This is a genomic window from Methylomonas subterranea (genome assembly GCF_024505185.1).
Lineage (GTDB): Bacteria > Pseudomonadota > Gammaproteobacteria > Methylococcales > Methylomonadaceae > Methylomonas > Methylomonas subterranea.
Genome location: NZ_JANIBJ010000043.1, coordinates 20,715 through 33,461, shown reverse-complemented (window position 1 = coordinate 33,461; position 12,747 = coordinate 20,715). Strand labels below are relative to the sequence as shown.

Here is a 12,747-nt window from a genome sequence, read left to right as displayed (position 1 = left end):
CCGAACACCCGCATAACCTGCACGAAATCGGCAAACGCCACATCATTGCCTTCTGGAAAGCCCACCGCGACCTGGCACCGAAAACCGCCCATGCCTATTGGCTGGCGTTATGCGTGATCTGGGAATGGACCGATAAACCGGGCCAGCCACCAAAGCCGCTATGTATTGCCAAATCCGAACCTAAGGAGGATCAGTCATGAGCGAATTACTTCTGGACGGCGAAACCTACGACTATTTGTGGTTGACCGATCGTAGCCATGCCAAAGCCCAACAGATATTGCGCCGGTATCATGGCTGCACCGAACGACCCTGCTGTCAGTGTCTGAGGGATACACGGAATCGGCAATTGGTCATCAAAGCCCGTGGTCAACGATATTATCTGGCCCGGAAAGCCGACACCAGCCACCACCATGCCGAATGGTGTCTCTTGTACGAACCACCGGAAACGGCAGGCCCATCAGCCAAACAAAAACCCGCCATCCAGTACGAAGGCGATATCGTCAATGTGAAACTGCAGACTCGGCTGATGCGCACCAGTTTCGCGACAATGCAAACTGACGACAAGCCGGTTGCCGAAGACAACCCCAATCTCCCCCGAAGCAAGGCGCCCAGCCTTAAACCGGGTCGGGCGTCCACCGGGCTGGTGGGATTTTTCCATGCCCTGATTCAGAAAGCCCAACTGAACGACTGGCAGTCGCAGCAAACGGAACGCCCGTTTGCAGCATCTACCCGAGCATTGGAGAAAGCTGCGCAAACCGTCACCCTGGAAAAACAGCAACCCGTCGCGGAACGCCTGGTCATTACCCTCTGGGAACAGAACCTGGAACATAGCCAAGCCATCAACCTCGCTGCGCTGCAAACCCGAACGGCCAATCCACAACAAGCCGCCATCGTGGTTGGTGAAATCATGGCGTGCCGGAACTCCACCAAGGTCGAAGGCTCCCTTGGGCTCAAATTGAAACTGTTGAACGTCCCGCTGTGGCTGCCACCACCTTTGGCCAAAAAGGCAACCAACAGCTTTGGCCAGTTATTCGACGAAATTGGCAAACCCGACCGGCGCATTCTGGCGATTGCGGCAGTATTTCGTAGCAAAACCAGTTTTGTCGTCAGCGACATTGGACTGATCCGTACCAACCGGCAATTCATTCCGGTCGACTCATCCTATGAACTGCAGGTGGCCGACAAACTGATTGCCGAACAACGCAGATTTAGCAAGCCGTTGAAATTGGAGGGCGAACTACGCTACCTGCCGGATTATCTGTTGCACGACTGCCAGGTTCCATGGGTCATGGAGGTGTTTGGCATCACCAATGATGACCAATACCAAGCTCACAAACTGGAAAAGCTTCAGTATTATCGAGACCATGGCATTCAATGTTGGCAATGGGAACCTGCAGTCGATAAAGTGATACCGGCATTTCCGGTTAAGACATGAACTGTGCCATCTGCAGGTCTGGGCCAAAAGCCGACCACCACGCTTTTTAAATCAATAGCAAGTGACGTTCTAAATCGTTGAGAAAGTCCTCGGCACATCTTACAGCCAATTATTTGGGAAGATATTGGGGAGCATCAGGCAGTTGGTGTAACGAAATCGTCCCGCATCCTAAACGCGGCGGAAGAACCGCTCTCGACAAGAACATCGAGCACATACAGGATCGCCTCTCGCAGGGCCGGATCGCGCTTGAGTTCCAGCGGCCGCGCGTAGACATGCCGTTGGAGAAGAACTTCGAGCATGAAGACGGTGTTGGACTCGCGCAGCATGTCGGCGTGATTTCCACGCCTAAGCGCGTTCGCGATTCGCACAAACGCGGCGGGCATGGAACGCTCGCCGATGTGGTATAGGAAGCGGACATAGCTGTCCAGCACGATCCAGACCGACGGCAGCGCGTCGAACAGCACGTCGACGTTGTGGGCGTAACCTTCAAGGCTCCGCCAGTGCCGCACATTGTCCTTCCACCACGCGGTCAGGAAGATCGTCGACAGCACCTCGCTGCCGTGGGGATGCTCCCAGTCCAGATGCTCGAGCCACTTGGCGCGCTTGACCCGCTCGGCAAACAGGTTCCATAGGAACCAGTAATGCGGCGTATTGGGGTTGCTGTCCTCGCTGCTCGTGAGCCCCTGGATGACGCTGTGGACCTCTCGCGGATGCCGGTCAACGGCCTCGAGGATCGGCTGGAGGACTTGCTCGGCATCGGCATCTGACGCCCGCATCGCAAATTGCTGAATGCGGTCCGATATGGCCTGCTCCCTGTGAAAGTTCCTATCGCGCCGGTCGGGAGAACGATCGTGATCACGGTTCCAGCACTCCACCAAGTCTTCGCTGGCGCGTCGGTGTGCAGCCACCGCCAAAGGCTCGTTGGGCACCTGGCCGAGGATTGCGAGCACCTTCGCGTGCGCCTCGGCTCCGAATATTTCGGTGATGTCGAACCTGACGTGCGCATCTTCGGCGACTTCCCCTTCGATCCAGAACCGCTGTCGGACATCTTCAGCCGCGGCGGCGGAGATCGAGTTCGCCGTGCGCCGCTCGTCGTAATGCTTCTTCTCCTCGGCGTTCCAGTCGCGGTCGGCAATAGCGGCCTCGGTTGCGATTGCATTGACGGCGCGCAGGGCAAGGGCGGGGTTCGCGGCCCAGAACTTGTTGTCAATGCCCCAGGTGGCGTACCAACGGACCTCGTCAATCGGATGGGTAATCGCGGCAACAAAGGCTTGGCGCACGCACGGCGTCTGGGTCTCCCTGGAGAGCACCAACGGCACAACAAAGGCACACGGGCGGTCCGCTAGCATCGAGAAACGCTGTAAGCGGTCGATTGTTCCCCATTGGTCGGCGTGCAGTGAGACTTCGGAGCAGATGACGTCGACACACCAGTCCTTCTCTTCCGGCGACATCTCGTCCCAGCGATCGCGGACGCAGACGGCAGCGACAAATCCCGGAGCGTTGCGGCTGTTGTCCGGATGTTCCGCGGTGCGGTCCATGCCCTTGGCACTTGCCAACATCTCCCTCCACCGCGCAGGGTCGGCAGAGTCTGCGTCGCGCCGGAAGGTCTTGAGGCCCCACATGAGCACAGCCAGCCGGGCATTCATTTCGCCCAGTGTCTTTTTGCTCTCGTCAACGAGTTGCTGCACTTCGGGAGCCAGAGGCTTGGGTTCGAGCCGAATGTAGTTTTTCTGAGGCTCCTCGCCGTCGTCTGCCGGTGTCTCGTCCTCTGCTGGCTGGATTTCGGCCACGTCGTACTGCCGGAAGTCCATTCGGTGCAGTGAAAGCTGCCAGGTGATGTCTTCCTTGTCGCGTTTCTTCGGTGCGGGTAGTGCCGCGATGTAGCGGTCGATGATGGCGTGAACCCGCGGAGCCAGAGGACCGAGTTGCAGGTTTGCGATAGCCGCTTCAAGGTCATGTATGCGGTGCGGCAGTGAGTTCGACTTCTTCCGCTCCTCTTCGTAGATTTTGTTGTCGGCGCGGAAGTCAGGAAACAATCCCGTGAGGCTCGAGGTCTGGTGCTCGGCGGCCATCCGGCTGCGGTCGATCTCGACATAATCCTGCACCGACAGCAGCACAAGTAGGGCCTCGCCTGACCGGTGAGGATGAGCGGTCGCCACGCTTGCGACCACAGCTGCAAGCGCTGCGGAATCGCTACGCTGGAGGATTTCGAGCAGCACCGCGTCGAGCCCCTCGGGATGGGATTCGGCGTAGTCGAGCAACCACTTCTCGAAGGCCATCAGCAGCGACTGGAGCACATAAGGACCGACGGTGATACCGCGGTACAGGCACCAGAGGCGCGGGTTGACCCATTGCTTCCGCGTGGTCCCGTTCGCAAACGTGAGCTCGACCTCCCAGGCGGGTTCGAGGCGGTCGCTAAGACGCGGATGCACGTACCACTCGACACTGTGATTGAAGACCTGGATCAGGAAGTCGAGACCCTTTCTCGGATGGTGCGTGAGCAGGTTGATCCACGGCCCCCGGAAGGCACTGGCAGGAAAAAAATCGTGATGCAGGTGCTCCTTGATACCGAAGTAAAGGTCAACGTCGATGGACGATCGGCCGTACGGTTCCTCGCGCAGATACTCCTCCGTCGCGAGGAAGCTATCCAGTGCCACGGAGATCAAAAGGTCCGGCAGGTCGCGCGCGGCAGGGGCACCTTCCAGGCCCGCAAGGAGGATGTCGCGGAACTCCTCGGCGACGGGATCGCGATGCCATCCCTCCCTAATCTGTCCGCGCAAAACGGCTTCGAAGCGCGTGGGGGCGGCCTTCGGGATCTTCGCAATCACCTTCAGAATGCGTTTCCGGGCATCGTCTCCCCTGTAGTGATCAAAGTGTGGGAGGAGCCAATGGGCAATGCCGGTAACATGTTCGGCCCCGTCGATGTCCGGTGCCCACCAACTGACGCCGCGCACGGCATCCTCGATCAATGCGAGAAGCAGCGGTGCGTCTTCCGTTCCGAAGCTACCTATGTTGCGGTGAACCAGTCCCACGACGGTTGCCCAGACCGCGCCGTCCGGCACGCTCAGGATGGAGCTGTGGCCGCGCACGTCGGCAAGCCACGCGGGCGACGTCACACAGGCGACGCGCAGGAGGTGGATGACCCGCTTGAGGATTGCGCGGTCATTGGCGAGCAGCTCGGCCTCGTGCCGCGTCAGGAATTCTGACGCCGACCGTGCTTTCAGCAGTGAGACCAACGTATCGTCGCGGAACTGGGCGGGCACGTCGGGCTGGGCGATGGCCGCGCTGAACAGCCGGTCCGCTGCGGGTGCGTCGCGGTCGACCAGTTCGGCAACCCACTTCCGGTAAGAGCGGCGCACCGCAGGATGCGGCCCTATCGCTGATGACAGTGCATTGAACGCCGTCTCATCCGTGAGGTGCTGTTCCTCGATCCATTGCAGGATGGCCCAGTCCTCGAGGACATCGTGCGTCGTGGCCACGAGCAAAGGATTGGTGTCGGGAGAAACAACGAGGGAGTCCTGTTTGAGGAGGGCGATGGCTGCGGCATTGAGTCCCGTCGCTGGCACGTAATCCGACAGGGCACGCGCCCTGCGCACCGCCAGCTCCTGCAAAGCCACTTCGCGCAGGCGCGGCATGCCGCCGGCCGGGCTCTGGTCTGCGCGCACGATCTGCCGCCAGAAGACGGCGCGGAAATCGCGCTCGTTCTCCGGAAGCGGACGTCCTGCATCCCACGGAATCTGCAATGCCTTGTCGATGAAGTACGGGTTGCGCAGGATCTCGCGCAGGGCGGGGTTGGCGAGTGGCACTGCCAGCGACGGAAAGGCGGCCTTGACCTCCTGCAATTCGGTGTCGTCAAGCGGCGGAACTTCGATGACCGCGTGTTCAATCCCCGCCGCCTGGAGAAAGCTGGCCTGCACCTGCTCCACGGAATAATCGCGGCAGGTCATGAGGATGCCGAGGCCGTCGTCGCCCTGGGCGAGAGTCATGAGGTCGCTGAACGCGTCGCGCGTCGGCTTTTCGAGCAGGCGTTCGACACTCTCGATCACGAGGACCTTGCGGCCCTGCGCGCCGAGGATGGCCTGAAGCTCGGTGGCTCGCGCAGGAATCTGGCTGTTGTGGAGTGTTTCGTCGATGTGAGCGACGGCGAATTCCTCCACTCGGAACCCGAAGGCGAAAAATTCGTGGGATAGAAAGGCCACCGCCTCCTTCCCAATGACGGATTTGCCGCTGCCGGCCGGCCCCGTTATCAGGACGACTTGCTTCGCCTCGATGGCCGCAAGTACCTTTTGGACGATACCGGCGCGCCGTAGATGGAAGGCCGGTCCGATCGTGGTCCGGGTCTTTCGGAGCACGAAGTCTGTGTGGTTCTTCAGTGCCGTCAGTACACGCTGCTCGTTCGTGCCCACCTCGCCGTACGCCTGGACGAGAGCAGCTGGAAGGTCGGCGCGTTTCAGGCTCAGCGCGCCCGGTCCGGCCTCGCTCGCGAAGGTCAGAAGGGCGTTCCACGCGGCTGTCGCGCTCGCGACAGGATCCGGATCGGTTGACTTGAGGGCAAGCAGCGTCTTGATGAGAGCCTCTGTCTGGCGCGTGGAGGTATGCAGGTCGAGGCTCAGAACGTGCAGTACGCGCAGGAAGGGCCACAGGTCTTTGGCGGTGGCGGGCGTCCCTTCCAGTTTGCTGACGATCTCGCGAAGTTGATTGCACTGATGGACGGACTTCTTTGAGATAAAACCGTCGAGGGACAGCTGTCTTTCGAACTCCTCGCCGTCAGCCGCGCCTCTGGCGCAGTCGAGCAGCCCGACAAAATTCTCGAGGAGCACGTTCGTGCCGCGCAGCGTCACTAGAACAAAGCGGTCGTACTGAGGATTGAAAGGGGCGGCCTTCTTGAAATCCTTCCAGAAATCGCCAATGGCCTTCTTGCATTCATCATCGGCAGCACTGATGGTGAAGCTGCGCTTCACCTGCCCGACGAGGCGCGCAGTCGCCGCCCCTGTGCGCGCGCAGACGACTAGGACGTCGTCCGTATTGAAGCCGAGATGCTCAGTCTGGAAATGGACTTCGGTGACGCCGGTATCGGTCAAGATCGGCGGGATGCTGCGGACGAGCAACTGGACGAGCCAGTACGCAGCGACGTGTTGCTCGAAGAACACGCCCTCACCACCGGTGGAAATCGGACTTGAAACTCGTTTCTGGCTTGGGCCATTCATGCAATCTACCAAGTGTTCCAATGTTTCTTTAGTCGGGGAAGTCATTCAAAGACTAGTGTAGAATTGGTCTTTGAGATCTAACCAGACGCGCGTTGCTGCTGCGGAGTTAAAGGTTTATCTACCGCCCGGAATTAGTAATATTGATACTCATGCCGTCCACTAATCGATCAAGCGACTGACTTTAGCGCCGCAATGCTGGCATTTGCCCTCCAGCAACAAGTCGTTTTGTACCGTCGAACAGCTTGGTTCCAGCATGGTGGTGTTACCCCGACACTGCGAGCACCAAACCGTGCTCAAGAATAGTTGCCGGTCATGTTCCGGCAATGCGTTCCAACGTTGTTCTGCTTTCTTGGTGAATTGGTTGGCCATGGATTTACTAATGTAGTTGTGACAGTGATTCGTCAGCGAATATTAGGCTCAACGCTGATTGCTCATCAATTCATTCACCTGAGCAATCAACTGGCGTTGCTTTTCCCGCATTTCAAAACAATGCGCCAGACCGCGCTCGAGCTGCATTTCTCTAGGATCGTCAACAGAACCGAACGTCAAATCCCCACACATCCGGAAAAATGCACGATTAGCGGTAGCGGTCTGACTCAACGCAATCCGTTCACCCACTTCATGTTCCACCCATTGCTGAATCTCCTCATCGGATTTGGCGACCCAGGACAAATCGGCACCGGCATACTGGCGGATGACTTCCCAAACCACAACCGGTATGGCCACCGTGATTTTATCGGGTGAGGCTTCGAAAAATGCCTGCTCCAGTTCCAGATAGACGTCATCTTGCTCAAACGCTTCGTGGTAAAAGTGAAAATTCGGCCCGCAGGCGATGCTGGATTTGGTGGACATGGGATTGATTATCGATGGTAATCTAAAGGTTAGAGACGGTAAATTACCTCAGCATACCAAACCCTGTGGTCGGTGATGGCCGAAACCAACACCAGCACCAGCACGAATTGCGAAGGTCCAAAGTTTCTTCCCTCAAATCACCCTGACATTGCTCAAGCCGCTGCCAACCCGTTTGACTTCGATTCGGGTGCCGATCCGCTCTGTCATCTCCTGTACATGGGAAATCACCCCCACCTTACGGCCCATGGCTTGCAGACTGTCCAAAGCATCCATTGCCACGCGCAGCGTGTCGGCATCCAGACTGCCAAAGCCTTCGTCGATAAACAGCGATTCGACGCACACCCGATTCGAGGATAGCGAGGCCAGCCCCAAAGCCAGGGCCAACGACAGCAGAAAGGATTCGCCGCCGGACAAGGAATGAACCGAACGGATTTCGTCGCCCATGTCCTGATCGACGACTTGCAGTGCAAGATTATCGTTAACCCGTTCCAGACAATAACGCCGACTCAGGTCTTTCAAATGCTGATTGGCATAACCCAGCAAAATATCCAGCGTCAGTTGCTGCGCGATATTGCGAAAGCGTTTCCCGTCGGCAGAACCGATCAGGCTGCTGAGCTTGGCCCAGGTGTCGTTGACGGCAGTTTGCGCGGCAATTTGGGTTTGTAAACCTGCGCAAGCTTGGCGGCGCTCATCGTCCAGGCGGCGTTGCAGATGCAAATCGCTCAGTTGCTTGGTCAACGCCTTAATTTGTTCGGCAAGATCGGTCAGCTGAATTTCCAAGCTTTCGAAACTTTCCAAAGAGCGGCGCAATTGCAACTGGTGTTCGCATTGCGCGCGACGCTCGGCCAATACCGTTTGCGCCTGCATCAATGTCTGATCCAATTGTTGCAATACCTCGCGTTCGCGCTGCAACCAGGCCGCATCCTTTAGCAAGTATCTGCGCAAATCGTCGAGCCCCAGGGCCGCCCGGTTGGGGTGCGTGGCATTAAAGGTTTGCAGCCAACTCGACACCGCCGCGTCGGCGGCATGCAACGCGGTCTGCCGCGCGGTAAGCGACTGAGTGATTTGGCTAACAGCCTCTCGTGCCGTGGCTAGTTTGGTTACCGCATCCTGCACGGCAGTCACGGCGCTCTGCAGTTTGGTCTTGGCGTTGTTCAAAGTCTTGACCAACGCTTGTTCGACTTCCGTGACCGAACGTCCGTTAAGCAGACCTTGCCGCAGCTGCTGTTTGGCGACTAGCTCTGCATCTATGGCCGCAAATGCAGCATCGGCTTCGGCTTGTCGTTGTTCCGCTTGGGTTACCTGGCCCTGCAACGCCTGCAATTCCGTTTGAAGAATAGACAGTTTTTGGCTCAACTGAGCTTGCTGTTGATGATGACTGTGCCAGGCTTGTGCGTTTTGCAAACAGGTTTGATAAAACCCCTCCGCATCGGTTTGCCAGGCTTGACGCCAGCTCGAGTCGTCAAAGGCACCATCCAGTTCGTCCAATACCTGTTCCAACTTTAAAGACAGTGCTTGGAGATTGTCACGGGCCTTGACTAATGCTTGATCCGCGCTGAGCCGGTCAACCTTGGCTTGCTCCCATTGCTGCTGCAAGGATTGCTGTTGCGATTTGAGTTGCTCCAACTTTGCGTAAGCCTGATCACGAACCTTCATCACCGCGCTCATGGCTTTCAAACTCTCACCAACTCCTTGCAAGACTTGTTCCGTCGCTAGGGTTTCCTGCGCCAACCACACGGCGATGCCTTCGTCGGGCATGTCCGCAATGGATAATGCCGCTGCCAATGCCAACCCGCTTTGCTGTTGAGATTCGACTTGGCGACTCAGCGTTGCCAGCAAATCATGGGTTGCTTGTATCGTTTGGTCGCAGTGCGCGATGTCTAGTTGCCAACGCTGACGATCACTTTCCGCCTGTTGCCGACGCTGGCAACACGCCTCGACTTCGCGTTCCAGCGCCTGTAATTCGTGCCGCAGGGGATGATCGTGTTCGGCAAACGGATGTTGCATGGCCCCGCACACCGGGCATTCCGTGTCGGGTTTGAGTTGAGCGCGCAAAGCCTCCACGCGCTCACTGCAGGCTAGTTTGGCCAATTCGAGCATCTTGGTCGCCTGTTCGTGACTGGCAATCAAACGCGGTAACGCAGTTTCGACGTCCTGTAACGCGGCGCTGGCTTGATGTTGCTGGGCCGATACGGTTTGCAACGTGGTTGTCTTTTGATCGACTTCTGATTTCAACCGCGCCAGTTCCCGCCACACGGTATCAGCCTGACGCAATTGAGATAAGCGGAGTTGTTGCCGTTCCGATGTTTGGGTTAGTGCATCCGCATCAAACCCCTTAGCCTCGGCGTCTGCCGTTTGCCATTGCAGTTCGGCGGCTGAGAGTTGCGGCAACAACACGTCGAGTGCGTGCCGGGCTGTTTGCGCGGCCGCGTCGGCCTGAGCCAAAGCGCTTTCAGATTGCGTCAACACAGAGCGCGCAGTATGCATTTCGCCGTTCAGTATTTTGCCTTGGCGGAATAGCGTGTCCCAACGCGGCCATTGCTCGCTCAAGATCAGCCAATGTTGATATTGGTTCAGCCAAGTCTGGCACAGCACCAATTCACCGGTCAGTTGTTGTTCGTTCTGCTGCGTGTGGTGGTATTTCCGGCGCAAATCAGCCATCTGCTGAACGGCCGTCAATTTATCCTGTTGTTGCTTCAGATGTTGCGGTTGCAGGGTCTGGATTTGCGCATCCAGACTGCGCGCCTGAACAATGTCCTGCTCCGCTGCGCTTTTTTGCTGTTCGGCCTGCTGTACGTGGGTTTCGGCGTTCGCCTGATTGAGTAGCGCCTGTTCATGCAACGCTGTGACAGACGTTACCATCTGTTCAGCCTTAGCCAACTGCGTTTGCATTTCGGCACATTCGCTCTGCAAGCGATCCAAATCAACCAGAAATGGCCGTGCGGCTTGCAAGGACTCGATCAGCGCCAGGTGCTGACGTTGCGGCTGCGCATGTTCATGGCTCTGCTGAGCTTGTTGCCATTGGCTTTGGGCTTGTTGTTCCGCCGTTTGCAAGGCCCGGTAGCGCCGATGCCAGTCCAGATGACCGTCCAATTCGGATTTTTGGTTCTGCGCGGTATCTACCGCAGTCTGCGCCACTTGAATTTGCCCCAGCAACGCCTCGCGTTGGTCCTCGGCCAGAGGCTGTTGGCTAACCAGTTGTTGCTGCAACGCCTCCAATTTTTGCCGCTCCTGTTTGGCGCGTTCAAAGGCCCGGATGGAGATGCGGCTGTACTCATGGGTGCCGGTCAAGGTTTCCAACAAGCTGGCGCGTTCGTCGTCGGGGGCTTTGAGAAACACGCTGAACTCATTCTGTGCCAACAACACCGCGCGGGTGAACTGCTCGAAACTCAAGCCAAGCCGTTCGACAATTGCTTCCTGCACTTCGGTCTTCTTGCCGCCAATCGGCTGTTGATCCGGCAAACGAAATAATTCCATATCGGTCGCCTGTAGCTTGCCGTCCGTCCGCAAGCGTGCCCGCCGCACGCTCCAGCGGCTACGATAATGCTGTCGGTCGTTGCCGATAAACTCAACTTCCGCATAGCCTTCGGCGCAGCCCCGGCGTAACAGGTTGCGAGAATCATTGGGCGGCAGGGTTTCATCGCCGACATCGCGTAATTGCACGCCTCGGCTGCCGGCCTGGTGCAAGCGCGGGGTTTTATCAAACAACGCCAGGCACAGCGCATCCAGCAGGGTGGATTTGCCGGCACCGGTCGGGCCGCTGATCGCGAACAATCCGGCCGATGCCAGCGGCGGTTGCAGAAAATCGATGGCAAACTCGCCAGCCAGTGAAGCCAGATTTTTACCGCGAATCGCCAAAATCTTCATGCTTCGTCCCCCGTTTCCAGCAATAAGGTCTGAAAGGCCTGTAACAATTCTTCAGGCAAGGCGGAACCATATTGATTTTGATAGTGGCGTTGCAGCAAATCCTCCGGCTGCAATCGACTCAGATCACCCTGCAACGATCCGGCACCCTCATTCGCCGCACGCTGAACCCGTGCGTAACTGACATCAATCGCCGCCAGGCGCAGGGCTTTGCCGGCCAATGCTGCTTCAATCGCCACCCGTGCACCGGGTTCCGGCGCATCAAACAACACCCGAACTTCCAGATAAGGCCAACGCTCTTCCGGCAACTCAGGCTCGGCCGCTGTCCATTGCTCTAATTGCGCCAGTACTTCCGGCAACGGTGTCGGCCGCGTGGGTATTCGCAACAAGTCTACAGCTCTCGGCACGCGCAAACTATCAATGTATTTGACTGCTTCGCCCTCAAGCTCCAACACCACCACTTGATGCGGATACTCGATTTCGGAAAACGACAGTGGCAGCGGACTACCGCTGTAGCGCACCCAATGGCGACCACCGACACTTTGCGGCAAATGCAAATGACCGAGTGCGGCATAGGCGATATGCTTGTCGAACATCGCCACCGACAAGGCTTCCAAGCCACCGACGACAATCCGCCGTTCCGAGTCGGCCGACACCGCGCTGCCATCGAGGTGACAATGGCCCATGGCCAAAATCGCTTCGCCAGCTTGCCGTTTCAGCAGAACCTGCTGCAAGGCATCGCGATACAAGGCATCCACGCCGGCCAGATAAGTGTCGCCGTCAGTTTCGACGCGCGGCAGATCGCCGGGGCGTAAAAAAGGTACCGCCAAACACCAGGCACGGCGCAGGCCCTCGCGATCATGCAAGGGTACGATCAACGACTCCAGATCGATTTCGCCTGCGCCATTACGCCCCGTTTGGCCCACCACCGTGGTATCGAATAAATCCAATAACGGCGAAGGCGCTTCCAAGCGACCGGGCGAATCATGATTGCCGGCAATCATCACCACCCGCAAATGCGGCGCGGCTTCGCGTGCCGCCTTCAGAAACCGGTACAACTGCTTTTGTGCTGCCGCCGATGGATTAGCGTTGTCGAAAATGTCGCCGGTGGCCAGCAGCGCATCGACGTCTTGCTCGCGCAGTTGCACGAGTAGCCAATCGAGGAAGCATTGATGCTCATAATGACGGTCAAAGCCTTTCAGGCTGTGGCCAAGGTGCCAATCAGAGGTGTGAATGATTTTCATGAAATATTTTTATTTACTAGTCGATAATGCATTCTTACATGCACCTCTCGTGCCATGTTAATTTTTACTTAAAAAACAGTGAGATGGATAATTTTTGGCTGCTTGCATATTGGTTAGTATAAAAATATTTACTTTTAGATAAAAA

At 57.5% G+C, this 12,747-nt stretch carries 7 protein-coding genes; 2 read left to right on the top strand and 5 right to left on the bottom strand.

The window, feature by feature from the left end:
- A partial coding sequence (locus tag NP590_RS17955; RefSeq protein ID WP_256604039.1) for a hypothetical protein occupies nt 1-200 on the top strand: 200 nt, incomplete at its 5' end.
- Nucleotides 197-1,435 carry a DUF1173 family protein gene (locus NP590_RS17950; protein ID WP_256604038.1) on the top strand — a complete coding sequence of 413 codons (1,239 nt, stop codon included), beginning with the start codon at nt 197-199 and terminating at the stop codon, nt 1,433-1,435. The genes NP590_RS17955 and NP590_RS17950, both read left to right, overlap by 4 nt.
- Nucleotides 1,436-1,569: 134 nt before the next feature.
- Here NP590_RS17950 and NP590_RS17945 read toward each other — a convergent pair whose 3' ends face one another.
- From NP590_RS17945 to NP590_RS17925, 5 genes are all read right to left on the bottom strand, one after another.
- Nucleotides 1,570-6,642 carry an NACHT domain-containing protein gene (locus NP590_RS17945; protein WP_256604037.1) on the bottom strand — a complete coding sequence of 1,691 codons (5,073 nt, stop codon included), beginning with the start codon at nt 6,640-6,642 and terminating at the stop codon, nt 1,570-1,572.
- A 159-nt stretch (nt 6,643-6,801) separates the two neighbouring features.
- Complete coding sequence (locus tag NP590_RS17940) at nt 6,802-7,011, bottom strand: hypothetical protein (RefSeq protein WP_256604036.1); 210 nt, start codon at nt 7,009-7,011, stop codon at nt 6,802-6,804.
- 48 nt (nt 7,012-7,059) lie between these two features.
- Nucleotides 7,060-7,494 carry a hypothetical protein gene (locus tag NP590_RS17935; RefSeq protein ID WP_256604035.1) on the bottom strand — a complete coding sequence of 145 codons (435 nt, stop codon included), beginning with the start codon at nt 7,492-7,494 and terminating at the stop codon, nt 7,060-7,062.
- 132 nt (nt 7,495-7,626) lie between these two features.
- The gene (locus NP590_RS17930) at nt 7,627-11,361 is read right to left on the bottom strand and encodes an AAA family ATPase (protein ID WP_256604034.1); all 3,735 of its coding nucleotides are present in this window, start codon (nt 11,359-11,361) and stop codon (nt 7,627-7,629) included.
- A complete protein-coding gene (locus NP590_RS17925; RefSeq protein ID WP_256604033.1) occupies nt 11,358-12,602 on the bottom strand; it encodes an exonuclease SbcCD subunit D in 1,245 nt (414 codons plus the stop codon). Before NP590_RS17925 ends, NP590_RS17930 begins: the two co-directional genes overlap by 4 nt.
- Nucleotides 12,603-12,747: the final 145 nt, after the last annotated feature.

Excerpts from the sequence above, each read along its gene's own strand:
- NP590_RS17950 (WP_256604038.1), top strand. The coding sequence starts at position 197 with ATGAGCGAATTACTTCTGGACGGCGAAACCTACGACTATTTGTGGTTG.
- NP590_RS17945 (WP_256604037.1), bottom strand. The coding sequence starts at position 6,642 with ATGAATGGCCCAAGCCAGAAACGAGTTTCAAGTCCGATTTCCACCGGT.
- NP590_RS17940 (WP_256604036.1), bottom strand. The coding sequence starts at position 7,011 with ATGGCCAACCAATTCACCAAGAAAGCAGAACAACGTTGGAACGCATTG.
- NP590_RS17935 (WP_256604035.1), bottom strand. The coding sequence starts at position 7,494 with ATGTCCACCAAATCCAGCATCGCCTGCGGGCCGAATTTTCACTTTTAC.
- NP590_RS17930 (WP_256604034.1), bottom strand. The coding sequence starts at position 11,361 with ATGAAGATTTTGGCGATTCGCGGTAAAAATCTGGCTTCACTGGCTGGC.
- NP590_RS17925 (WP_256604033.1), bottom strand. The coding sequence starts at position 12,602 with ATGAAAATCATTCACACCTCTGATTGGCACCTTGGCCACAGCCTGAAA.